Source organism: Shinella sp. CPCC 101442 (assembly GCF_024704725.1).
Classification (GTDB): Bacteria; Pseudomonadota; Alphaproteobacteria; order Rhizobiales; family Rhizobiaceae; genus Shinella.
Genome location: NZ_JALIQS010000001.1, coordinates 998,964 through 1,022,594 on the forward strand (window position 1 = coordinate 998,964; position 23,631 = coordinate 1,022,594).

23 protein-coding genes are annotated in these 23,631 nt (G+C 64.6%); 9 read left to right on the plus strand and 14 right to left on the minus strand.

Features of this window, described 5'->3' with window-relative positions; genetic code table 11:
* Nucleotide 1: 1 nt before the first annotated feature.
* Nucleotides 2–679 (plus strand): aspartate/glutamate racemase family protein, encoded by a 678-nt coding sequence (locus MUO32_RS04575; RefSeq protein WP_257947034.1) that lies wholly within the window; start codon nt 2–4, stop codon nt 677–679.
* 168 nt (nt 680–847) lie between these two features.
* Nucleotides 848–1,459, plus strand: coding sequence for a TerC family protein (locus MUO32_RS04580; RefSeq protein WP_257947035.1), 612 nt, complete (start codon nt 848–850; stop codon nt 1,457–1,459).
* A gap of 62 nt (nt 1,460–1,521) precedes the next feature.
* Here the strand turns inward: MUO32_RS04580 and MUO32_RS04585 are convergent, their stop codons facing one another.
* The 5 genes from MUO32_RS04585 to MUO32_RS04605 all read right to left on the minus strand — a co-directional run bounded on the left by MUO32_RS04585 (nt 1,522) and on the right by MUO32_RS04605 (nt 8,045).
* Entirely contained in the window at nt 1,522–1,959 is a 438-nt protein-coding gene (locus MUO32_RS04585; RefSeq protein ID WP_257947036.1) for a pseudoazurin, read from the minus strand.
* 83 nt (nt 1,960–2,042) lie between these two features.
* The gene (locus tag MUO32_RS04590) at nt 2,043–4,235 is read right to left on the minus strand and encodes a PAS-domain containing protein (RefSeq protein ID WP_257947037.1); all 2,193 of its coding nucleotides are present in this window, start codon (nt 4,233–4,235) and stop codon (nt 2,043–2,045) included.
* Complete coding sequence (locus tag MUO32_RS04595) at nt 4,232–5,383, minus strand: FIST N-terminal domain-containing protein (protein WP_257947038.1); 1,152 nt, start codon at nt 5,381–5,383, stop codon at nt 4,232–4,234. Before MUO32_RS04595 ends, MUO32_RS04590 begins: the two co-directional genes overlap by 4 nt.
* A 94-nt stretch (nt 5,384–5,477) precedes the next feature.
* Nucleotides 5,478–6,164, minus strand: a complete 687-nt coding sequence (locus tag MUO32_RS04600; protein WP_257947039.1) for a response regulator transcription factor — start codon at nt 6,162–6,164, stop codon at nt 5,478–5,480.
* A gap of 114 nt (nt 6,165–6,278) precedes the next feature.
* Entirely contained in the window at nt 6,279–8,045 is a 1,767-nt protein-coding gene (locus MUO32_RS04605; protein ID WP_257947040.1) for a PQQ-dependent methanol/ethanol family dehydrogenase, read from the minus strand.
* 195 nt (nt 8,046–8,240) lie between these two features.
* Between MUO32_RS04605 and MUO32_RS04610 the strand changes: the two genes are divergently transcribed.
* Nucleotides 8,241–9,215: an ABC transporter substrate-binding protein gene (locus MUO32_RS04610; protein ID WP_257947041.1), complete on the plus strand. Its 975-nt coding sequence runs from the start codon at nt 8,241–8,243 to the stop codon at nt 9,213–9,215.
* Nucleotides 9,187–9,864, plus strand: coding sequence for an ABC transporter ATP-binding protein (locus MUO32_RS04615; protein WP_257947042.1), 678 nt, complete (start codon nt 9,187–9,189; stop codon nt 9,862–9,864). Before MUO32_RS04610 ends, MUO32_RS04615 begins: the two co-directional genes overlap by 29 nt.
* On the opposite strand, the gene MUO32_RS04620 is transcribed toward MUO32_RS04615, so the two are convergent.
* Genes MUO32_RS04620 through MUO32_RS04645 form a run of 6 tightly spaced genes read right to left on the minus strand, consistent with a single transcriptional unit; the run spans nt 9,804 to nt 14,556 of the window.
* Nucleotides 9,804–10,349: a tetratricopeptide repeat protein gene (locus MUO32_RS04620; protein ID WP_257947043.1), complete on the minus strand. Its 546-nt coding sequence runs from the start codon at nt 10,347–10,349 to the stop codon at nt 9,804–9,806. The genes MUO32_RS04615 and MUO32_RS04620 overlap by 61 nt on opposite strands.
* 14 nt (nt 10,350–10,363) lie before the next feature.
* Nucleotides 10,364–11,206, minus strand: coding sequence for an ABC transporter permease (locus MUO32_RS04625; protein ID WP_257947044.1), 843 nt, complete (start codon nt 11,204–11,206; stop codon nt 10,364–10,366).
* Nucleotides 11,203–11,916 (minus strand): ABC transporter ATP-binding protein, encoded by a 714-nt coding sequence (locus tag MUO32_RS04630; protein WP_257947045.1) that lies wholly within the window; start codon nt 11,914–11,916, stop codon nt 11,203–11,205. Before MUO32_RS04630 ends, MUO32_RS04625 begins: the two co-directional genes overlap by 4 nt.
* 5 nt (nt 11,917–11,921) lie before the next feature.
* Nucleotides 11,922–12,380 carry a hypothetical protein gene (locus MUO32_RS04635; RefSeq protein WP_257947046.1) on the minus strand — a complete coding sequence of 153 codons (459 nt, stop codon included), beginning with the start codon at nt 12,378–12,380 and terminating at the stop codon, nt 11,922–11,924.
* Nucleotides 12,381–12,401: 21 nt separating this feature from the next.
* The gene (locus MUO32_RS04640) at nt 12,402–13,367 is read right to left on the minus strand and encodes a YVTN family beta-propeller repeat protein (RefSeq protein ID WP_257947047.1); all 966 of its coding nucleotides are present in this window, start codon (nt 13,365–13,367) and stop codon (nt 12,402–12,404) included.
* 1 nt (nt 13,368) lies between these two features.
* Complete coding sequence (locus MUO32_RS04645; RefSeq protein WP_257947048.1) at nt 13,369–14,556, minus strand: ABC transporter substrate-binding protein; 1,188 nt, start codon at nt 14,554–14,556, stop codon at nt 13,369–13,371.
* Between the two features lie 150 nt (nt 14,557–14,706).
* On the opposite strand from MUO32_RS04645, the gene pedF reads away from it, so the two are divergent.
* Together pedF and MUO32_RS04655 are read left to right on the plus strand one after the other, a co-directional pair.
* A complete protein-coding gene (gene pedF / locus MUO32_RS04650; protein ID WP_257947049.1) occupies nt 14,707–15,393 on the plus strand; it encodes a cytochrome c-550 PedF in 687 nt (228 codons plus the stop codon).
* 6 nt (nt 15,394–15,399) lie between these two features.
* Entirely contained in the window at nt 15,400–16,296 is an 897-nt protein-coding gene (locus MUO32_RS04655; protein WP_257947050.1) for a transporter substrate-binding domain-containing protein, read from the plus strand.
* 2 nt (nt 16,297–16,298) lie between these two features.
* Here the strand turns inward: MUO32_RS04655 and MUO32_RS04660 are convergent, their stop codons facing one another.
* Entirely contained in the window at nt 16,299–17,174 is an 876-nt protein-coding gene (locus tag MUO32_RS04660; protein ID WP_257947051.1) for an FAD:protein FMN transferase, read from the minus strand.
* Nucleotides 17,171–19,267 (minus strand): 4Fe-4S binding protein, encoded by a 2,097-nt coding sequence (locus MUO32_RS04665; protein ID WP_257947052.1) that lies wholly within the window; start codon nt 19,265–19,267, stop codon nt 17,171–17,173. Before MUO32_RS04665 ends, MUO32_RS04660 begins: the two co-directional genes overlap by 4 nt.
* 112 nt (nt 19,268–19,379) lie before the next feature.
* On the opposite strand from MUO32_RS04665, the gene MUO32_RS04670 reads away from it, so the two are divergent.
* The gene (locus MUO32_RS04670; protein WP_257947053.1) at nt 19,380–20,159 is read left to right on the plus strand and encodes an ABC transporter permease; all 780 of its coding nucleotides are present in this window, start codon (nt 19,380–19,382) and stop codon (nt 20,157–20,159) included.
* Here MUO32_RS04670 and MUO32_RS04675 read toward each other — a convergent pair.
* The gene (locus MUO32_RS04675; RefSeq protein WP_257947054.1) at nt 20,148–20,849 is read right to left on the minus strand and encodes a GntR family transcriptional regulator; all 702 of its coding nucleotides are present in this window, start codon (nt 20,847–20,849) and stop codon (nt 20,148–20,150) included. The two genes, MUO32_RS04670 and MUO32_RS04675, sit on opposite strands and share 12 nt — an antisense overlap.
* A gap of 124 nt (nt 20,850–20,973) precedes the next feature.
* On the opposite strand from MUO32_RS04675, the gene MUO32_RS04680 reads away from it, so the two are divergent.
* Nucleotides 20,974–22,488, plus strand: coding sequence for an aldehyde dehydrogenase family protein (locus MUO32_RS04680; RefSeq protein ID WP_257947055.1), 1,515 nt, complete (start codon nt 20,974–20,976; stop codon nt 22,486–22,488).
* A 123-nt stretch (nt 22,489–22,611) separates the two neighbouring features.
* Entirely contained in the window at nt 22,612–23,562 is a 951-nt protein-coding gene (locus MUO32_RS04685) for a substrate-binding domain-containing protein (protein ID WP_308311250.1), read from the plus strand.
* Nucleotides 23,563–23,631: the final 69 nt, after the last annotated feature.

A 23,631-nucleotide genomic window follows, 5' to 3' on the forward strand; every position in this document is an offset into this window, starting at 1 on the left:
AATGACCCCGCATATACTGTTGATCAACCCCAACAGTTCGCTTGCCACCAGCGACATGATGCAGACCATCGCGCAGAAGGCCGCAGGTGGCAGGCTCGACGTCCGGGTCGTGACGGCGGATCGCAGCCCGTCGATGATCACCACGCCCGAACAGCTGGCGGCCTCCGCCAGCCAGGTGGTCGAGCTTGGCACGGCGCACGACCGCGATTGTGTGGGGATCATCGTCAGCGCTTTCGGCGATCCCGGCCTTGCCGAGCTTCGCCGTAAGGTGAACGTACCCGTCGTCGGCATCTGCGAGGCTTCGATGATCGAAGCCTCGCAAGGCGCGCGCCGGTTTGCCGTCGCCACCTCGACGCCGGATCTTGCCGAAGCCATCGACCAGCGAGCTCATGATCTTGGCCTCGGTCATCTCTATGCGGGTGCGCGCTGCACGGCGGGCGACCCGCTGGCTCTGGCCGCCGATGCCGGGCTTTTGGCGGAGGCGCTTGCGGGTTCGGTGCGCGAATGCATCGAACGGGATGGCGCCGAGGCCGTTATCATCGGCGGCGGCCCGCTCGGCCAGGCCGCCGAACAGCTTCGGACACGGTTCGGCCGGCCGGTGCTTGGGCCCATCCCCTGCGCGGTAGAACGGGTCTTCAGCCTGATCGATCAGGACGGAAACATACCACAGGCGATCTGAGGCCAGCCTGATCATGGCCTTTCTCATCGGCGGGCTCCGGCCCGCCGATCTGCATTTTCACGAAAATGTGAATTCGCCTTGCAAACCGCAAATCCGAAAGGGTACTGATCGGAATCAGGTGGGCAGGGGACGGTCCGCCTGAGCCTCGCGCATCGGAAGGTGGGACGCATGGAAATTCTGACAGCCGCCGGTCTGACGGCGCTTCTGCAAGTCATTGCAATCGATCTGGTTCTGGCCGGCGACAATGCCGTCGTCATCGGCCTTGCCGCGGCGGGTCTCGATCCGGCCCAGCGCAAGAAGGCGATCCTCGTCGGCATCATCGCGGCAACGGTGCTGCGCATCCTCTTTGCGACGGTTGCGGTGCATCTTCTCGCGATCATCGGCCTTTTGCTCGCCGGCGGTCTGCTTCTGCTCTGGGTGTGCTGGAAAATGTGGCGCGAGCTGCATGCCGGTCATGGCGGCCAGGATGAGGCAAGTCTTCAGGATGCGCCGAAGAAGACTTTTTTCCAGGCCGCCACGCAGATCGTCGTCGCGGACGTTTCGATGTCGCTCGACAATGTACTGGCCGTCGCAGGAGCGGCCCGCGAGCATCCGAGCGTGCTGGTCATCGGCCTCGTGCTTTCCATCGCGCTGATGGGCATCGCGGCGAACTTCATCGCCAACCTGCTCAACCGGCACCGGTGGATCGCCTATGTCGGTCTTGCGATCATCCTGTATGTCTCGCTCGACATGATCTATCGCGGTGCGCTCGAGGTCATGCCCTATCTTGGCGCCGGCTGAAGACCGACCGCTTCCAGCCGACACCTGAATGGATGGCGCCCGGCGCCATCTTCGCCGCGTGCCTACTTCGCCGCTAGGGCCTCGAAGGAGACCGTCATCCGCTCGCCCGCCTTTTTGGGCAGCTTGACCGCCTTGGCGGCCTCGGCATTCGACGCACCGTCGCCCACGCGGATGAGGGCGACCATGCCCATGCTGTAATGCGGCGAGCATTTGACGCCGTAATAGCCGGGTTCGGTGACCGTCAGCACATATTCCTCGTTCACTTTGCTCTTGAAGGGTTTGACACTTTCGGGAAGCATGCCCTTGATGCCCTCGACATTGTGGCTCTTGTCCGTGGGGATGAAGTGGACCGTATCGCCCGGCTGCGCGGCAATCGCGGCAGGTTCGAAAACCATGCTGCCGCTCTCGCCCTTGTTCATCATCTTGACCATGTGCTCGGCGGCATGCGCCGTGCCGCTCGCGAGGATCATCAGGGCTGCCGCCGCCAGAAATTTCTTCATGTCCATCTCCTCCAGACCAGGTGAAAGGGATGTCCCATGGGGCGGCTGACGTCGCAATGCGACCTTGGTGTCGGCCTTGCGGATCAGCCGGCGTGCAGCGCGAAGGCTTCCAGCGCATCGGCAGCGATCGGCTTGTACATGATCTCGATGCCGGCGGCCTCGGCGGCAAGGCGGGTCTGCGGCTTGCGGTCGGCCGTCAGGATGCGGGTCGGGCGCTCGCCGTACTGGGCGTGCAAAGCCTCCACCGTCTCGATGCCCGTCAGCGCGCCGTCGAGCTGTTGATCGACGAGGTAGATATCGGGCACGATGCCGATTTCCTCCAGCAAGGATAGCGCCTCCTCGCCGCTTGCCGCCTCCAGCACGCTGACGCCACGGCGTTCCAGCAGCAGTGCGATGGCCCGGCGCAGGTCCACGTCGTTTTCGACGAGCAGGGCGATGCGGTCGCCGTTGTCGCCGGGTTCCTCCGGAATAATCGGCGTCACCTCGCGGTAGATGGGGCCGGCCTGGTGCGCGACGGGATTGAGCTCAACGGTAAAACAGGTGCCGCGACCAAGCTCCGAGCGCAGCGAGAGCCGATGGCCGAGAAGCCCGCAGGCCCGTTCGACGATGGCAAGGCCAAGGCCCATGCCTTCCGAGGCGGACGCGGATCCCTGGACGCGGTGGAATTCCCGGAAGATCGCCTGCTGTTGGTCCGGCGCGATGCCCGGTCCCGTATCGTGCACCTCGATGCGGACCTGACCGTTCGACCTTCGCGGGCCGACAAGAATACGGCCGCTCGCCGTATAGCGGATAGCATTGCTGATGAGGTTTTGCAGGATGCGGCGCAGATATGTCGGATCGCTCGAAACGGTGAGTCCGCAGGGCAGGATGTCGAGCCGCAGGCCCTTGCGGGCGGCTATGGGAGCGAATTCGTCGGTGAGCTGCCTGAGAAGCAGCGAGAGTGGCACCGGACCGATATCGATCGCCGCGCCGCCTGCTTCCAGCCGGGAAATGTCGAGCAGCGCGCCCAGAATGCCTTCGACGCTGACCAGCGCGTTGTGCGCTTTTTCCAGCGTCCCCTGCATGGGCGTCGCTTCCGCATCGTCGCGGGCGGCGGCAACGAAGAGTTTAGCGGCGGACAGCGGCTGAAGAAGGTCGTGGCTGGCCGCGGCGACGAAGCGCACGCGGGCGGAATTGGCACGTTCGGCCTCGGCGAGAGCGGCGGCGAGATCGCCGGTGCGGGCAGCCACGCGCGCCTCCAGCGAGTTGTTCGCCCGGATCATGGCGTGGATGGCAAGGCGTTCGCGCGTCACGTCGGCAAAGGACATCACGAAACCGCGGCCGGGCATTTCCTGCGCGAAAACATCGAGGATGATGCCGGAGGCATGCGTGACTTCGAAGGAAAGGGCCCCGCGCGGCAAACCGCCGTCGATCCATTGCCGCAGCATGTCTCCCGAAAAACCGTCGCCGAGCGTAACCGCGTGGCTGATATGGTTGGCCAGGAGTTCGAAGGGGATGCCCCGCCGCAAAAGGCGGGGGGGAATGTCGAGCAGTTGCGCGATCCGGCTGTTCCAGCCGACAAGCCGGCGGTTGGCGTCGAAAATGCCGACGCCCTGGTTGATATGCTCCAGCGTGGCGCGGATCATGCGCGCCTGGTCGTCGAGGAGCTTGCCGCGCTCCGAGCGCTCCATGCGGATCAGGTCGGTAATATCGGTCTGGAGGATGACGGTGCCGCCATCGGCCGTGCGCTGCTCGCTGACCTGAAGCCAGCGGTCGCCGGAAAGCCCGACATTGAAGACCTGCCGCGCCCTGTGCAGCCGCATGCGCTCCGCTGCCCAGCTCTTTGGCGTGACACCCCGTGGGAGTGCAAGTTTTACGGAGCGGCTGACCGTCTGGACGTAGTCGGCAAAGGTAATCCCGGGCGAAAGTGCCGGGCGTATATCGGCGAGGTCCCGGCAGAAGCGGGAATTGCACAGCACGAGGACCTCCGCCGGATCGAAGAGCGCAAAGCCCTCCTCGATGGCCTCGATGGCGAGCGAGAGATCGCGGCGCGCCCTCTCGGCAGCGCTGTTGGCATCGTTGAGAAGCTTCAGCGTCGCCTCGAGGTCGCGCGTGCGCTGGCGCACCCGCTCCTCCAGCATGGCCGCGCGGCGAAACTGCTCGAAGGCGGCGCCCCGCTCACCGGTGCTCTGCTCGACATGGCGCATCAGCGCGTCGGCGATGACAAGCATCTTTTCGAGATTGCGGGCCTCGCCATCGGCAGGATCGAACAGCCCGTCGGAAATGCGGCTGTTCATGGGCTTTTTCCCGAAACGACGGTGCCCGGTGGGTAGAAGGCGAAGCCGGTCATCGTGTGGTTGATATGCATGGGGCCGATCTGCTCGCCATAGGTGGAAAAGCCGATGACGCCGTGCTGGCGCAGCAGATCCGAGACACGGCCGGTCATCTGCCGCTCCTGCGCTTCTATCCGCCGCAAAATGCAATCGAAGGCGAGCACGGCGACGGGATTGGCCGGCGCCTTCAGCGCCTGCAGTTCCGCCGAAAGGTGCCCGACGAGATCGTGCGGCTCGGCGATCGTCAGCACCATGCCCTCGTCAATCGCCGAGAAGAACAGCAGCTCGCCCGAAGGCAGCACCCGCTGGATGGCGCGCACATGATGGCGCTCGCCCATGCGCACGGTGAGCGGATGGATCGCGAAGGTCAGGGTGTTGACGCTTTCCGGATCCATGCCGATGAGGCGTGCATATTCATGAATGGCCGGCTCCGCATTGATGCGCCGCACGATACGGGCCGCAGGATCCGCCTCCGTCACCACCATTCGCCGCTCCGTCGGCTTGATGTGGTCCATCTTGAAGGAGCGCAGGGGACAGTCACCGCGAATGACGGAGATGACGGCGGCATTGGCGAGAAGCCGCTCTCCGTCGAAGACAAGCGTTTCGCGAAAATGCGTGCCGTCGCCCGCCGAGCCGCCGATCAGCGGCATTGCGCCGGTTGCGGCGGCCAGCGCCGAGGCAAGTTCGTCCTCGCGCGCCGAAAGCCCGTCGACGAGAAGCAGGGCGAATTCCTCCGGCAGGTGGCCGTGGTCGCGGGCGAGCGACTGGCGAATGAGGAGCAACGCGTCGGAAAGCTCGCTGGCGGCGAGTTTCGAGAGATCGGGAACGAGAAGCGTTTCCGCAGCGAAATGGCGGGCGTTGAAACCGACGGCGACAATCGTTTCCTCGTCGTAGCCATCACCGGTAATCTCGCCCGCTGTCGTGCAACCCGCAATCTTCGCATCCGGCCATGCTTTCGAGGCCTCCGCGACAATGCCGGCGACATCCGCCTCGGGCGAAACGAAAAGCAGCACGAGCGAAAACGGACCGGAGCCAAGGCTGGCCGCCAGACGATCGACAGGACAGTTCTCGTGCGCGGAAACGAGCGCACGGGCGACATAGTGTTCATCCACGGGTGATGGCCTCCTCCGCCGTTCCCCCGTCTTCCACTCTAAAGCATCCGGCGCAGCGACGGCCAGCATGGAATGCGGTTCTTACCCGATAGTCTTAGGCGTCGGTGATCATCGTCGCGAAACTCGCTTCCTGGGCGAAGAGCACCGCCTGCATGCGCGTCTGGACGCCAAGCTTGCGCATGATGGCGGTGACATGCGCCTTCACCGTGGTCTCGGCAATGGAAAGCTCGTAGGCGATCTGCTTGTTCATGCGCCCGGCGCAGACGAGCTGCAGGATGCGGGCCTGCTGGCGCGTCAGCAGCGCGAGCCGTTTGACGGCTTCCTCCGACAGGCTCGGTGCCGACCCTTCGAGAGCGAGACGGCTTGCATGGATTTCGCCACGCGCGATGACCGAGAACGCCTCGCGGAACTCCTCACGCGAGGCATGTTTCGGTACGAAGGCATTGATGCCGGCCTTCAGCGCCGCACGCACCACGCGGACCTCGTCGAGCGACGAAACGACGACGATCGGCGTTTCCGGTGCAGCCTGGCGCAGGCGCACCACCCCGTCGAGCCCGTTGACGTCAGGCAGGTTGAGATCGAGCACCACGACGTCGGGCCGCGGACCTGCGGCAAGCCGCGCAAGTGCCGCCTCCAGCGTGCCCACGGCCTCCACGTCCGGAATACCGACCGGCCCTGTCAGCGTCATGGCCAGCGCGTCGCAGAACAGCGGATGATCGTCCACGATCAGCGCCGACTTCAGCACACGAACAGGTTTTTCCGGCAGTAGAACTGGCAACATGCGACATTCCCGATAGGGCTGGCGATAGCTTAGCATCGAATTCATCCGTCTTCATCGGCCTTTTGGCCAGGCGCCAAAGCATGAAAGCCGGGCGTTTCCGCCCGGCTCCAAATCTCAATCCAGCGAGGCCAGTTGTTTTGGCAAGCGGAAGGTCCAGACCATGCCGCCCTGGTTGAGATAGTTGACCTTCTTGGCGACTTCCCCGCCCCAGAGCGGAACCGCACCACCCCAGCCCGAGATGATCGAGACATATTGCTCGCCGTCCTGTTCCCAGGTCACGGGCTGGCCGACGATGCCCGAGCCTGTCTGGAACTTCCAAAGCTCCTCGCCGGTCTCGTTGTTCAGGGCGATAAAGTCACCTTCCGGCGTGCCGAAGAAGACGAGACCACCGGCCGTGGTCATTGCGCCACCCCAGAGCGGAGCACCGTTCTTGTATTCCCACTTGATCTCGCCGGTGTTCGGGTCGATCGCCTTCAGGCTGCCGATGTGATCCTCGAAGAGCGGCTTGATGGTGAAGCCGGCACCCAGATAGGCGGCGCCCTTCTTGTAGCTGATCGGCTCGTTCCAGATATCCATGCCCCATTCGTTGGAGGGCACGTAGAACAGGCCGGTCTTCGGGCTGTAGGCCATCGGCATCCAGTTCTTGCCACCGAGGAACGACGGAACGGCAAAGACCTGCTGGCCCTTGGCGCCATCCGCCGCCTCGGCGGCATCGCCCGGACGGTTGTCTTCGTTGTAGATCGGGCGGCCGGTCTCATCGATGCCCTTCGCCCAGGAGATGTTCTTCACGAACGGATGGGCGGAAACGAATTTACCGTCCTCGCGGTTCAGCACGTAGAAGAAGCCGTTGCGGTCAGCGGTCGCGAAGCGCTTGTTGCCGCCCTTGTCGACGAAGGGAACGACCTCGTTCACGCCGTCGAAGTCCCAACCTTCACGGGGCGTCGTCTGGAAATGCCACTTGATCTCGCCGTTTTCAGGATCGATGCCAAGCCGCGAGGCGGCATAGAGATTGTCGCCCTTGTTGCCTTCGACGGGCTTGCCGGCGTTGCGCAGGTGGCTGTTCCACGGCGACGGATTGCCCGCGCCGAAGACAAGCGTCTTGGTGTCCTCGTCATAGGAGCCGCCGAGCCAGGTCGCCCCGCCGCCGGTCTTCCACATGTCGCCCGGCCAGGTCGCGTTGAGCGTGCCGGTCATCGTGCTTTCCTTGCCCTTGAAGGTGCCCATGTGGCCTTCGATGACGGGTCGGGTCCAGACGAGTTCGCCAGTCTCGGCATTGCGCGCCTGCACCTCGCCGACGACACCGAATTCGCCGCCGGAATTGCCGGTAACGACGAGGCCGTTCACGATGAGCGGTGCGGCGGTATAGCTGTAGCCTTCCTTGTAGTCGGCGATCTTCTTGTTCCAGACGACGTCGCCGGTCTTGCGGTTGAGCGCGACGAGGCGTGCATCGAGCGTGCCGAAGTAAATATTGTCGCCGAAGATCGCTGCGCCACGGTTGACCACATCGCAGCAGGGCAGGATACCCTCCGGCAGACGGGCATCGTACTGCCAGATCTCCTTGCCGGTCTTGACGTCGATAGCGTAAAGACGGCTGTAGGAACCGGTAATGTACATGATGCCGTCATAGATGATCGGCTGACTTTCCTGGCCGCGCTGCTTTTCGCCACCGAGCGAGAAGGCCCAGGCAGGCAGCAGGTTCTTGACGTTCTTGGTGTTCAGCGTCTCCATCGGCGAAAAGCGCTGCAGGCTGCGCCCCATGCCGTTGGTCAGGATATCGCCGACGGTTTCGGCATCCTTGGCAAGATCGTCTTCCGTCACGCCGGCATGCGCTACGCTCGAACAGGCGATGGCCGCGATCGCGGCCAGAACGAGTTTCCTCATGGCATCCTCCCACTCCATGCCCGCAGCAGGGTGCGGGCTCCACGAATGGGATCATCGGCGCAGTTCCGGAAGGGTTGAATTGGACCTTGGTCGTAAAGAGCCCCTTCAGCCCGTCTGCGGGCGTCTTCGCCCCCCGTCAATAGGTCGTATATCGGGCCGACGCGCGGGCGGTTAGCCTCACCGGAGGAGGAGCCCATGAGATTTCCGATATCGCTCGCCGGCGCTGTCGCCGCCGCACTTCTGTCCTTTATGCCCGCACTTGCCGAAACGCCGGTGGTGCGCGCCGCGCTCCAGCTTTCAGGCACCGTGAACTGGGAGGCCGACACCATCCGCCACCACGGCTTCGACAAGGCGAACGGGTTTTCCCTCGCCGTGAGCGATGTCGCCGGGGCGCCAGCGGCACAGATCGCGCTTGTCGCTGGCGAGGTGGATATGATCGTGTCCGACTGGCTCTGGGTGGCGCGCCAGCGCGCGGCCGGCCGCGATCTCGTCTTCATTCCCTACTCCCGCGCCGTCGGTGGATTGATGGTGCCGGCGAACAGTCCTGCCCGGACGCTTGCCGATCTCAAGGGTCAGAAGATCGGCGTCGCCGGCAGCCCCATCGACAAGAGCTGGCTGATCCTGCGCGCCTATGCCCGCAAGGCCGAGGGGTTCGACCTCTCGGATGCGACGGCGCAGGTCTTTGGCGCTCCGCCGCTGATCTACAAGGCGGCGTTGGACGGCGAAGTGCAGGGCGCCCTGAATTTCTGGAATTTCGGCGCCCGGATGCAGGCAGCGGGCATGCGCATGCTGGTCTCGGTCGACAAGGCCACACAAGCCCTGGGTCTTGATCCGGAAATGCCGCTCGTCGGCTATGTGGTGCGTGGGGAACTGCTGAAGGCTCGTCCCGGGCTTGCCGAAGCGATCGCCGCCGCGTCGCATGCCGCCAAGGACAAGCTCGTGTCCGATCCGGCCGCCTGGCAGCGCATCCGTCCGATGATGAAGGCATCGAGCGACGCGGAATTCGAGGCACTGAAGGCAGGCTTCCTTGCCGGCATTCCCAAGCGGGGCGCGGTCGATGAGAAGGCCGCCGCCCGCCTGTTGGCGTTGCTGACGGAACTCGGCGGCGCCGATCTCGTCGGCGATCTGAAAGAGCTGCCCGATGGCGTTTTCCACCATCCCGGCAGTTGAGCCGGTTCTTAGCCTCGACCTCGAAAGCGGGGGACCGGACCATGTGCTCGGCGCCATGGCGCTGTCGCTGCAGCCTGGCGAAACGGTGGCGCTGACCGGTCCTTCCGGGGTCGGCAAGACGTCCTTGCTGCGCATCGTGGCCGGTCTCGACCGCACTTTCGCCGGACACCGCCAGGCACCCGAGCGCATTGCCATGGTCTTTCAGGAACCGGTTCTCCTGCCCTGGCGCACGGCTATCCAGAACCTCACCCTTGTCGCGCGCATTTCCGCGGACGAGGCACAAGGCTGGCTGGAGGAGGTGGGACTGGCGGGACTTGGCGAGCGCTTTCCCGGCACGCTTTCCCTCGGGCAGCAGCGACGCCTGTCACTCGCGCGCGCCTTCGCCTCCACACCGGACTTGCTCTTGATGGACGAGCCTTTCGTCAGCCTCGATCCGGCCCTGGCCTCGGAGATGATGGACCTTTTCGAGCGGCTCGCCGCAGCGCGCCCATGCGCGACATTACTCGTCACCCATATGCGCGCGGAGGCGGAGCGTCTCGCCGGACGCATCCTTCGTCTGGAAGGACGCCCGGCAAGGCTTGTAGAGGATCAGAAGGCTGGCGCGTATTTCCAGTTATCGGCGTCGGGCGTCACCACGTCGAGGTCATAGCCAGCGCCCTTGAGACGCCGAGCGGTGGGAAGCCCGCTCTCCGCCGCCTCATCGACGAGCTGGCGGCCCAGCGCCCGGTTTTCCACGACGCCACGGCCGCGCATGAGGTCCAGACCATAATTGAGCTTGCCGACGGGGTCGCCGGCCTCGGCCGCGCGGCGGTCCCATTCCGCTGCGGCATCCGGATCTTCCACGCCGCCAAGGCCGTTGTCGTCGAGTTGCGACATCCAGGTCATGGCTCCCGTCCAACCGGCCGCGGCACAGCGTTCGAAGAGTTCGCGCGCCATTTCGTGCCGGCCGGACTTGGTGATGTAGTAGCCGGTGGCGCAGATGGTCATGCTGGTGCGCCCTTCGGCGACGTCTTTCATGACGCGGTTCAGCGTCAACTCCTCGGGATTGAGCGTGCCGCCCGCTCCGGCGTCGGTCTGCGACAGGGCGGCGGTGGCGGAAAGCAGCAGGCTGGCGGCGAGGATGGCAAGGCGCATGGTGGTTCTCCTGTTCAGGCCTTTCGGGCGGCAAGGCCCCGGGCGGGATCATAGCCCCAGACGGCAACGAGGCCGAAGACGACGAAGGCGGCGAGCGTGACGGCAAGTGCTGTGAGATTGCCCTTTGCATAAAGGGCGAACCTGATCAGCTCGACGGCATGGGTGAAGGGATTGAGCGCACAGAAATCGCGCAGTCGCGGCGAGGCCTCGGCCATTTTCCAAAGCGGATAGAGCGCGGAGGAGAGGAAGAACATCGGGAAGATCACGAAATTCATCACGCCGGCAAAGTTTTCGAGCTGGCGAATGAAGGAGGAGAGCAACAGGCCGAGCGCGCCGAGCATCATGGCTGCTGCCGCCATGGCCGGGGCAGCGGCAAGATATCCGAACCATGGGAAGCGGATGCCGTAGAGCGCGGCGATGGCGAGGAAGGCGTAGGCCTGCAGAACGGCGATCAGGCTTCCTGCCAGGAGCCGGCAGAACAGCAGCCACCAGCGCGGCAACGGTGCCGTCAGGAGCAGGCGCATGGAGCCCATCTCCCGATCATAGACGAGGCTCAAGGAGGATTGCATGCCGCTGAAGAGCAGGATCATGCCGACCAGCCCCGGCACGATGTAGATCTCGTAGGTGATATAGGTCTGGTAGGGCGGCGTGATCGACAGGCCGAGTGCGGCGCGAAAGCCGGCCGCGAAAACGAAGAGCCAGACCAACGGTCGCACCAGGGCCGCGATAAGCCGGCCGCGCTGCCCAAGAAAGCGCAGGACCTCCCGGTGGAGGATGGCTTTGAGCGCAATGAAGGGATGGGAGCGCAGGAAGCCGCGCGACGTCTCTTCGATTGCCGGAAAAGCCTCCGCCATCATGCCCGCTCTCCTGTCAGCGCCAGGAAGCGGGCGGTGAGGTCGTCGCCGCCGATCGCGCCGGCCTCTCCATCGGCGAGCACGCGGCCTTGATGGAGAATGACGAGGCGGTCCGTTGTCCGCACCTCGTCTACCAGATGGGTCGCCCAGAGCACGGTCAGACCGGCGGATGCGAGATCGTGCACATGGGCGGTGATCGCGGCGCGCGAGGCCGCATCCAGCCCGACCGTCGGCTCGTCCAGCAGCAACACCCGTGGCCTGTGCAGCAGGGCGCGCGCGATTTCCATGCGCCGGCGGTGGCCGCCATTCAGTTTCGCCGCCTTCTCGCCGGCGCGCTCGGCCATGCCGAGCTGCTCGAGCGCCGCCATGGCGCGCGTCTCCGCCTCCCGCCCCGAAAGGCCATGCAGGGCCGCGAAATAGAGGAGGTTGCGCTTGACGGTAAGGTCGGGATCGAGCGTCGAGGCCTGGAAGACGGCGCCTATGCGGGCGAGTGCGGCGAGCGGCTCTTGCGCCATGTCGTGTCCGGCGACGGCGATGCGCCCTTCGCGCGGAGTGAAAAGGCGTGTGAGCATGCCGAACAGCGTCGATTTTCCAGCGCCGTTGGGACCGAGCAGGGCGCAGAAGCGGCCGGGCTCGACGGAAAACGACACGCCATCGAGCGCGCGTCGCGCGCCCCAGTCATGGCTGATGCCGTCCACCGTCAATCCGCCCATGATGCTCACTCGATGGTAATGGCGACCTGCTGCGTATCGCCCGTGCTGCCTGGAATTTTCAGGTGGTAGCTGCCGGGCTTGATCGCGACGAAACTGATCTCTGCCTCGCCCGCCTCGTCGAACTCGATGGAATCGACGCCGAGCGGGCGGATTTCGATGCCCTCGATGACGATCTCGTTGACCCAGATGGCACGGAAGAACCCGGCGCCTTCCAGAGCCAGTTCCTGGCTGCCATCGGCCTCGATCTTCAGCGTGTAGTATTTGCCGGACTTCAGCGTCAGGGGCGCCTTGGCAACAGGTTGCCCGGCCGAGAGCGTCAGCTCCGGCAACGTCTCGCGATTGGATTTCGAGAGGACGCCGGCAAGACCCATGCCTGCCTCGGGCTTGGCGTCGTCATCGTCGTCTGCCAGCGCTGCGAATGGCATGGCGGCGAGCATCATGGCGGCGAAAAGTGCTTTCTTCATTTTATCCTCTCCTTCAAAAAATCATGGCCGGGTCGCCGCGCCCCAGGGGAAGCGGCCGACCTTGATGGATTTCACGGATTCGAGCGTCGCGACGTCGACGACGGTCACGTCACCCGAGACCCCGTTGGTGGTGAAAAGCTGTTTGTGGTCAGGCGAGAAGGCAAGGTGCCAGACGCGGCGGCCGACGAGCACGTATTTATCGACAGCAAAGGTCTCCGCGTCGATCACCGCCACATGATTGGCCGGGCCGAGCGCGACGAAGGCCCTCTTGCCGTCAGGCGTGAATTCGAAGCCGACAGGCTGGATGAGGTCGGCGTTGACACCTGATATCTCGAAGCGGATTTTTGCCTTTTCCGCCTGCGTGGCGACGTCGAAGACGGTGATCGTGCCGCCAATCTCCGAGGAGACCCAGAGTTCCGTACCGCCCTTGGCGAATTCGGCATGGCGCGGGCGGGAATCAACCAGCGTGTTGGCGAAGATCGTCTTCTTCTCGGTGTCGATCCAGTGCGCCATGTTCGTCGTTTCCGAGGTGGTGATGACGATCTTGCCATCCGGCGAGACGGCCATGCCCTCGGGCTCGATGCCGACATTGATCTGGCCCGCCACCTGCCGCGTCTCCACATCGACGACGGTCGTCACCGCATCGTCCTCGTTGGCGATCCAGAGGTGCTTGTCGTCGGGCGCCAGCACGAACTGCTCCGGGTCCTCGCCGGACGGCAGTTCGTGCAGGACCTCTCCCGTCGCCGGGTCCATGACCTGCACCGTGTCGCTGTCGGAGGCGCAGATATAGACGCGGCTGTGATCGGAATTAAAGGTGATGCCGCGCGGCCGCTCGCCGGTCTTGATGGTGCGGACAACTTCCAGCGTTGTCGTATCGATCACCGAAATCGTGTCGTCCTTCTCGTTCGTGACCCAGATTTCACCGGCAAGCACAGGAAGCGGGACGGTGGCCAGGAGCGGGGCGATCAACAGGGCGGGAAATCTCATCTCATTCTCCAAAGGCGGTGCAGGCGCTTTCAGGCCGGTCGAGGCCCAGCGTGTCCATTTCGTTGGTCTGGTGCAGGTAGCCGTCGAGCGGCGCCAGTTCGACTAGCGCCCGGGCATTGACGACGGCCATCGGCTGGCGGAGCTGGCCGTTCCAGGCACGGTAGCTGAGGCTGCGGCCCTTGAACCCGTCGAGGGCGAATTTGTCCGAGAGAATGAAGGCGCGCAGCACCGCCGGGTCGGCGGAGTTGGTGCGTGTCACCGCCTCGCCGATGGTGCGCAGCGCCGTCCAGGCGGCATAGTCGCGCGAGCCCATTTCCCGTCCCGCCGCCTTCTCGAAGCGGTTTTGAAGCTGCACGGCGGCCCATTGCTCGAGCACGGGCGCCCAGCCTTCGCCGCGAAGCCCGTCCGCGCCGGCAACGGGACGCGGCAGCCAGGTGTTGTCCTGCACGTAGCGGGCAAAATCATCGGCTTCGTCAGCGATCAGCAGAACGTCGTGATCGGGGAAATCCTGGGTGAAGAGCGGAATTTCCTGGCCGGCGGCGCGCCGCAGGTCCGTGTCGAAGCTCCAGTCCTTCGAGGCGAGGATGTCGACGCCGAATTTCTGGGCGGAGGCGCGCAACGTCTCGGCATAGGCCTTGTCTTCCGGCTTCGGGCCGACGATCAGCACGGTGCGCGTCCAGCGCCGGGCCTTCAGGACCTGCATCAGCGCGTCAGTGCGCATGGCGTCTTCGGCCATGGTGTGCAGCAGGTTCGCGCGGCAATCGGCATCGCGCAGCCGCCGGGCGCCCGAGGCGATGTTGAAGAGCAGGGCGCCTTTCGCTTCCGGCAGGTCGGCGACGGCGAGCATGCCTTCCGGCGTGCCGTCGACAAAGAGGATTTTCGAGGCGGCAAGCGCCTTTCGGGCTGCATCGAGGAAATCACCGCCGGGTTCGACCGACACGACGGCGAGGCTGTAGTCATGGCCCATGAAGCTGCCGGTCGTCTTCGTATCCGTCAGCGCCACGTCGGCGCCCGCGATGCCGCGATCTTCAGGGATCGGATCGAGGTTGGAGAGCACCGGCGGCGCCTCCACCTCCTGCCGGAGATAGGTCATCGGTATGGCGATCCCGGCTGCGGCCGGTGACGCCAGGCAGACGGTCACGGTCGCAAGGCATAGGCCCCAACGGCGCGCTGCAAAAACTGCCGGCATGTCAATTCCTCCCGCCGGCCAGAATGTCGTCCTGGGGCGGGAGCGGAAATACGACCTTGGTGCCATGGGGCGGGGAGACCTAGGTCGCATATCGCAGGATGCGGTGTGTGTCTTAGAAAACGATCAGTTTGAAATGCGAGGGAGGACCGCATGTCGGCCAACATCATTCGCGGCGGGATTGCCGCAGTCATCCTCTTGGCAACGACCGGCCTGGTGATTGCCCATGGCGACGTGGCGCCGCAACCGGTCAATACGGATGCGCTGCCGGAAGTTGGCGAGGAGTGGCTCACCGAAAACCCCTATCGTGAAGCAAAGGCGGGCCACGAGATCTGGCTGAAGGCCGTGGAGATCGGCTCGTCGGGTTACAACCAGAACTGTGCGCGCTGTCATGGCCTCGGTGCTGTTTCGGGTGGCCTTGCGCCGGACCTGCGCTTCCTCGAGGCGGAAGAGGCGGGCGACGAATGGTTCATCGAGCGCTTCCGGCACGGCTATACCCAGGACGGCACCACCAAGATGCCGGCCTTCGGTGATATCCTCGGCCAGAAGGCTGCCTGGGCGATCCGAACCTATGTGGAAACGCGACCCGAGGACGGCGCGCTCGACGCCCACGCGAAGCGCCTGCACGAAATCCGTGATGAGCTCGGCAGCGGCAAGGTGGCCGACACTGCCGCGCTCAAGAAGGAGCTGGAGACGATCGCGACGGACGTGAAGACGGCCTCCGGCGCCCCGATCGCCGACAGCGTCACCTACGAGGCGGCGCGCATCCTCTCCGACAAGCCGGAAAGCTGGAAGAAGGCGGCGGAAGTGCTGACCGTCGGCCTTTCCGCCACGCAGTAAAGCGCCATGCTGCGCCGCGTCCTTCTGGCCCTCGTCATCGGTGCCGCCCTGCCGGGCGGCGCCTTTGCACGTTGTGAGGATTACAAGCCCCAGCCCAAGCCGCAGAACACCTTCGCGCAGGATGTCGGCCGGGATTTCGACCGGATCATCGAGGAGGGCTGGATCGAATTCGCGGTCTATGACGACTACGCGCCGTGGTCCTTCGAGCAGAAAGGCAGGGCGGCGGGCGTCGACGTCGAGATCGGCAAACTGATCGCGAAGGCTCTCGGTGTCGAGGCAAAGTTCCGCCTCGTCGCTGCCGGTGAAAATCTGGAAGCCGACCTGCTCAACTATGTGTGGAAGGGGGCCGCCGTCGGCGGTCGCGTCAGCGATGTGATGCTGCATGTACCCTATGACAGCGCTCTCGTCTGCCGCATCGAGCAGGTTACCTTCACCGGCCAGTATGCCACCGAAAACGTCGCGATCGCCTATCGCGCGGCGGAATATGAGGAAAAGGCGCCCACTCCGCCCTTCTTCCGTTTCGATCCCGTCGCTGTCGAAAACGACTCGATTTCCGATTTCTACCTGACGTCGCTGATCGGCCCCGTGGATAAGATCCACCGCTTCCGCTCGACCGCCGCAGCCGTGGATGGGCTCGCGGAGGGTGACACCAAGGCGGCGATGGGACCACGCGCCGAGCTGGAAGCCGGGCTCGCTCAGCATCCGGACGATGGGTTGAAAGTGCATTCCCCACCGCTCGTCGGCTTCGCGCGGGGAAGCTGGACGCTCGGCGTCGGCATCAACTTCCAGCACAAGGACCTCGCCTATGCCGTTGACGATGCAATCGAGAAGGCGTTGGCCGACGGCGAGATCGGCCGTATTTTCGCCGAGCACGGGCTGACCTTCACGGCGCCACAGCGCTAGGCTCAGAAGGTCGAGACATCGCCGGCGAGATCCACCGCCGTTACGCGGGTGATGGAGCGGGTCCGGCGCAATGCGGCACGGATGTCTGCAGCCGGCATCAGGCAGAAGGCCGTCGAGAAACCGTCGGCGGCGGCGGCACTTTCCGCTTCCACCGAAATCGTAGACCAGCACGGGCGTTCGCCCCCTGGGCCCAGAATGTGGAACGCGTTGCCGATCAGCATGGCCGAAGGACTTGATGTGGCGATGGCGTTGCCGGTGAGGCGGCGAATGGCGATTTCACCGAGGGCCGGATCCTCCACCGCGACGCTGAACGGCCCTCCGATCGCGGCGAATTCTCCCATTTCGACGAGCGCCTGGCCGTAGCCGGCGTCCCGCAGCAGATTGCGCACGCGGTCCGCCGCATAACCCTGCGCGATGCCGTTGAAGGTCAGGGCCTGGCCTTCGGCAAGGCGAATGGCCGGTCCGATCGACACTCGTTCCCAACCGATCGCAATGCGGCCTTCTGCGGGACTGCGCCCTTCAGCAAGCGCGCGCCAAAGCGGCTGCACCGTCGGATCGAACAGTCCGCCGGTTGCCTTGTGCAGGTGATCGGAGAGGTGCAGCAGCGCGAGAAGGACAGGGGGCGGATTATCCAGATAGCTTGCTGAATTCAGCCGGCATAGGGCGGAATCTGCCTTGAACAGACTTGCTGCCGCCTCCACCTCGGCAATCGTCGCACCGATCCTGCGGGCGGTGTCCTCGCAAAGCCCACGCGGGCCACGCAGGTCTACGCGCACCGTGCCGCCCAGCATGTCCGCCTGCCAGGTCGTGGTTTGCGCCTGTGCGGTGCCGGAAAAGGCGGCGGCCGCGGCGATGAAAAGGAAACGTCGACGGTTCATGCTCTCGCCTCCGCAGATATCGGTGTGCGCTTGCGCGCTGCGAGCACCAGCGGCACGCATTGCGTGGCGTCGTCATGGATCGACACGCAGTCGAGGCATTGGAAGCACTGGGAATAGGCTATTTCACCGGTCTTCCCGATGGCGCCGTAGGGGCAGCGGACGCGGCAGAGCTGGCAGGGCGAGCCGCATTGCGCACGCCGGGGTATCCATTTGCGCATGCGCAAAACACCGCCCAACGCCATGAGCGCGCCAAGCGGGCAAAGATAACGGCAGAACCCCTTGAAGGTGACCATGGCAAGCAGCAGCCAGAAGGTGGCATAGGCGACGTAGTACCATTCGCGTTGAAAGAACGTGGTTACGGCGGTCTTGAACGGCTCGATCTCGGCGGCCGTTTCCGCCTGTTCCGGCACAAGCACGGCGACCGTTATGACGCCCGCAAGCGAAAGCCATGTGCCTGCCTTCAGCCGCGCATCCCATTTTGGCGAGGGGTTCCATTGCGGCAGCCGCAGCAGGCGGCCGGCGTGATGGGCGAATTCCTGCATGGCGCCGAAGGGGCAGAGCCAGCCGCAGAAGAGCCCGCGTCCCCAGAGCACGAAGCCGGCAATGGCTGCCGCCCAGATCAGCAGCGAAAAGGGATCGTACAGAAGGACGGCCAGGTTGCCGCCGCCGCTCGCCGTCCTGAGCACCGCAAGCGGCGTGACGATCGACAATTGACCCTGGCCCCACCAGCCGACGAACCCGACGACGAGCGTGAGAAAGGCAAGCCGCGCGGGGCGCAGCACCGAGGGCGCGGAAAGCGCGTGCATGCCGGGACCGACCGCGGCCATCAACCCGGCCAGCAGCACGCCGAGTGCCGCGAGATCCCATCGGCGATCAACCATCGCCGCCTGCCACGGCGGGAGGGCTACGGCAGTCTCGGGACGGACATAGAAGGCGGCATCGGCCTTGAGGGCGAGCGGGAAATGCACGGATCCCATTTCCGGTTTCAGCATGCCATGCGCCCGCACAGCCTGGGCAGAGAGCGTCCAGTCCCGTGTCGGGTCGAAGCCGAGCCGACGGTCGACGCGCAACAGCATGGTCGTGCCTTGCGGCACGCCGTCGCGTGTTTCCACCGTCATATCGGCATCCCGAAGGGCGACCGGCAGGCCATCCTGTTCGGCTGAAAGCCGGTCAGGCGCCGTGTTGCGCACAAAATCCGGAGAGACGAGGCCATGACGCCCTGCATCGATGACGAGGATGGGCTCGTCATCCGGTGAAACGCGCAACAGGCGCTGAAGATCGGCAAGGCTTTCTTCGCTCAGCACCGCACGGGCAATTGCCGGAGGGCCGATATCGATTGCCCACAGATCGAGGAAGAGGCCCGAGGGGTCGGCGGCGGCCTCGGGGTCGTCATGTGCCCAGATCGTGCCCTTGTACGCCTCGTCCACTCCCGCATTGTCGACCTTGATGTTCCGGGCAAGCCCGCGCGCGACCAGCGCTGTCCAGTCGAGCGGTTCGTCTATCGCCGGATCGGGGTGGACAGGCGGGCCGCTTGCTATCCCCTGCATCTTCTCCCGCGCCACGGCGAGCGTCGCGGCAAGGATCGATTCGTGCGCGATGCGCACCGAAGCCGTCGCCTTGGTCACGCCGTCCAGGTAGACGAGGTCGGAACCGTTGCCGGCCTCTCCATAGGGCGTGCCGACGACGAGCGGTTCGCGGATGGAATGGCCGCGATATTGCTCGAGAAAGGCGCGTAACGGCGCCTCACCAAGGCCGGAAACGAAGATCGGTTCATTGTGCGAAACGAGCCGGACATCGAGAAAGCGGCCGTCCCTGTCGATCGTGACGAGCATGTTGATCGGCGCGCCGGAAAAACCGGGAAGCGGCGCAAGGGGGCCTGTCTCGAAGACATAACCCGCCTCCGCCCCGCCGGAATTGAGCAGCGTCCAGACACCCTTGTCGTTTACCAGCTCGCCGAGCGCATAAGGTGGCACGACCATGCGGGCGAGCGCCTCCCGGTCAAGGGGAGCGGCAAGCGCGCCGCGCCCGCAGAGGACAAGGCCGAGAATGAGGACGCCCAGGAGCGCTAGACGCCGCGCCAGCCGTTTCTCCATCGTCAGATCCTCCCGCCCTGATTTCTATGCGCCTGCCGAGGCGCCGCCATACGACCAAGGTCGAGGATCGGCGGATGGGCGCGGCGGCTATGGTCGGAATGGGAGACTTACGATGGCACGGACGCGCGCCGAAGACCGCCCTTCGGGCATGGTCTTCTTTCTATCGCTCGGTTTTTTCGGCCTGTTCTGGGCTGCACTCGCCGGCCTGAAGGCCGATCCGGCTGTCCTGCCCGGACCGGTCGATGTCGCGCGTGTCTTCTGGTCGGAAACAGTTTCCGGGCGGCTGCCGCGCGAACTGCTGGCGACGTTATTGCGGGTGATCGTTTCCTTCGTGCTGGCGATGGCGGCGGGAAGCCTCTTCGGCTTTCTTCTCGGTCGCTACCGGTCCTTCAATCGCTGGGCGGACCCGTGGGTGACGATCTTCATGAACCTGCCGGCGCTGGTGCTGATCGTGCTCTGCTATCTCTGGATCGGGCTCAACGAGTTCGCAGCGATCGTCGCGGTGACGCTGAACAAGACGGCGATGGTGATGATCACCGTGCGCCAGGGCGTGCGCAGCTTCGATCCGGCGCTGGAGGACCTTGCAGCCGTCGCCCGTCTCTCCCGCCGAGAGCGGTTGCGTCACCTCGTGCTGCCACAGCTGGCGCCGTGGCTTGCGGTCGCGGCACGCAACGGCATCGCGGTGATCTGGAAGATCGTGCTCGTGGTCGAGTTTCTCGGCCGCTCGAACGGTGTGGGCTTCCGCATCCACCTCTATTTCCAGCAATTCGAAATCGCCCACGTGCTCGTCTATTCCCTCGCCTTCGTCGCGGTCATGCTGGTTGTCGAGCACGCCTTCATCCAGCGCTGGGAGGCGCATGTGACGCGCTGGAAGACGCTGTCACTCAAATAGATCGGGATTTGCCGCCTCGATCTGCGGCAGGTCGGCGAGAATGCCGTTGAGGTGACTGCGCATGGCAGTCTCGGCGGTGTCGGCGTTGCGAGTGTCGATGGCGTTGATGATCGCCTCGTGTTCGGCAATCAGCCGCGTCATGGAATCGGGATGGCGGAGCTGCAGGTTGCAGACCCGGTCCATATGCGCCTTGATATCCGAGATGGCATTCCAGGCGAGCCCGCAGCCCGCCCCTTCGGCAATGGCAATGTGAAACTGCTCATCCTCGCGGCGGAAGGCATTGTGGTCATCGGTATCCCGTGCAGCCTTCTGGCGGGCGAGGATCGTATCGATCTTTCGCCGGGTCCAGCTGTCGAAGCTCTCGCTGGCACGGCGCGCGACGGCGGTCTCTATCGCCTCGCGTACGAAGCGCGCCTCCATCATCTGGCGCGCCGAGATGCGCACGACGACGGTGCCGCGATTCGGCCTGATATCGACGAGCTTCGATTTGCCGAGCGCGATCAGCGCCTCGCGCACCGGCTGGCGCGAAACACCCATGCGGGTGGCGATTTCCTGTTCGGAGAGCCGCATTCCGGGGGCGAGTTCCAGACGGATGATGGATTCGCGCAGGTCCCGTTCCACCTGCGCTGCCGCGGTTTCGCCCGTGTCGATCTTCAAGGATTCAAGGTTCACGTCTTTTCCCACCATCATGCGTTGACATCCATTTGGAGCCACCATACAGTACCATACAATTCATGTGCAACAGAAATCCGGTGGCCTCAAATCCGGATCAACAGGGAGGGGCCGGCGCCAACTTGCCGGCCGGAAGACGATATTGCTGTCCAATTTCATAACACCCGATTCCCGTGACCCGCGGCTGAATATTAAAGCCCGCTATCAGATGCTTGTCGATGGCAAGTCCGTCGATGCGGCATCCGGCCGGACGATCGATCGGGTAAGCCCGGGCCACATTGGAACCGTCGTCGGCACGTGGCCGGAAGCCTCGGCGGATGACGTGCGCCTGGCGATTGCCGCCGCACGCCGCGCCTTCGATACCGGCCCGTGGCCGCGCATGTCGGGCGCCGAGCGCTCGCGCCTGATGTTCAAGGTGGCGGACCTTATCCTTGTGCATCAGGAAGAGCTGGCGCTGGCCGAAAGCCTGGAGGTCGGCAAGCCGATCGCCCAGGCGCGCGGCGAGATCGGCTTCTGCGCCGACCTCTGGTCCTATGCCGCCGGCCAGGCGCGTGCATTGGAAGGCCAGAGCCACAACAATATCGGCGACGACCGTCTCGGCCTCGTGCTGCGCGAACCGGTCGGTGTCGTCGGTATCATCACACCGTGGAATTTCCCCTTCATCATCGCCTCCGAGCGCGTGCCTTGGGCCATCGGCGCCGGCTGCACGGTGGTGCTGAAGCCCTCGGAATTCACCTCCGGCACCTCGATCCGCATGGCCGAGCTGGCGCGTGAGGCTGGCATCCCGGATGGCGTGTTCAATGTCGTCACAGGATACGGCGATCCGGCCGGCCAGGTGCTTGCGGAGGACCCCGGCATCGACATGGTGGCCTTTACCGGTTCGGTGCGTGTCGGCACCAAGCTCGGCGAGATCGCGGCGCGCAGCGTCAAGCGCGTCGGTCTGGAGCTGGGCGGCAAGGGGCCGCAGATCGTCTTCGCCGATGCGGATCTCGACGCGGCGGCCGACGGCATCGCCTATGGCGTCTACCACAATGCCGGCCAGTGCTGCATTTCCGGCAGCCGCCTGCTGGTCGAGGAAAGCATCCGCGATGCGCTGATGGAACGCCTGCTCGATATTTCGCGCAAGGTCACCTTTGGCGATCCGCTGAACGAGCGCACCAAGATCGGCGCGATGATCTCCGAGGCACATGCGGAGAAAGTGCATTCCTATGTCGAGGCGGGCGTCGCTTCCGGCGCGAAGCTTCTGCTCGGTGGCGAGAGGGTTGGCAGGGAGGCCGGTCTCTACTACGCGCCGACGGTGTTTGCCGGTGTCACGCCCGATATGTCGATTGCCCGCGAGGAGATTTTCGGGCCGGTGCTGTCGACGCTGACCTTCAAGACGGCGGACGAGGCGGTGGCGATGGCCAATGCGACGGAATTCGGCCTGTCGGCCTCCGTCTGGTCCACCAATCTCGAAAACGCGTTGCAGAGTATCCGCCGCATTCGTGCCGGCCGCTGCTGGATCAACAGCGTGATCGACGGCACGCCGGAACTGCCGATCGGCGGCTACAAGAAGAGCGGCCTCGGCCGCGAACTCGGCCGCTACGGCTTCGATGAATATTCCCAGTTCAAGGGCGTGCACGTCACGTTCGGGCGCCCCGCGCCCTGGTTCGGGTAACAGGACCGCGACTTGCGGTCATTAGGAGGAAAACCTCGGCTGGCGAAATCTTTGGTCGGAGCCCGCCAGCCGAGACTTGGGTCTTTTGGACCCGCATTGCACATCCAAAGGGAGGATACGCAAATGAAAATGACCAGGTTGAAAGCCGCGGCAATGGCCGCGGGTCTTGCCACCATGATGGCATCTACGGCGATTGCCGCAGACGTCAAGGCCACGATGATCATCTACCTCGATCCGAGTGTCCAGTTCTTTAACCCCGTGGTGAAGGGCGCGCAAGACGCCGCCAGCCAGTTCGGCGTCGATCTCGACGTGCAATATGCCAACAACGATCCGGTGCGCCAGAACGACCTGATCGAAAGCGCGACGGCGAGCGGCGTCGACGGCATCGCGGTGGCGATCTCCTCGTCGGATGCCTTCGACGAGAGCATCTGCGCGGCCGTCAAGGCTGGTATCGTCGTCATCGGCTTCAACAATGACGACCTCGAAGGCGCCAAGGGCAATTGCCGCCAAGCCTATGTCGGCATGGACGAGTTCGCCTCAGGTGTCGAACTCGGCGAACGCATGATCAAGGAATTCGGCCTGAAGTCCGGCGACGTCGTCTTCAATCCGCGCGAAATCCCCGAGGCGAGCTTCGCGGTCGCTCGTGGCGGCGGTATCGAGAAGGCGATGACGGAAGCCGGCATCAAGGTGGAGACGGTGCGTGCCGGTCTCGACCCGGCCGAAGCGCAGAACATCATCGCGCAGTTCCTCATCGCCAATCCGACCGTGAAGGCGCTGTTCGGCACGGGCTCGGTCACCTCGACGGTCGGTGCGGGCGCCATCAAGGATGCCGGCGTCAACATCCCGTTCGGCGGCTTCGATCTTGCCGTCGAGATCGTCAATGCGGTGGAATCGGGGGCGATGTTCGCCACGATGGACCAGCAGCCCTACCTCCAGGGCTACTATCCGATCGCCCAGATCGCGCTTGCCAAGAAGTATGGGCTGACCCCGACGGATGTCGATACGGGACAGGGCGCCTTCCTCGACAAGTCGCGCATCAGCTCGGTCAAGCCGCTGATCGGCAGCTTCCGCTAACCGGAATGCGCGGGAACCTGCCGGCGTGCCCCGGCGGGTACCTTCCCCCGAAAAAAGATCGAGTGCCAG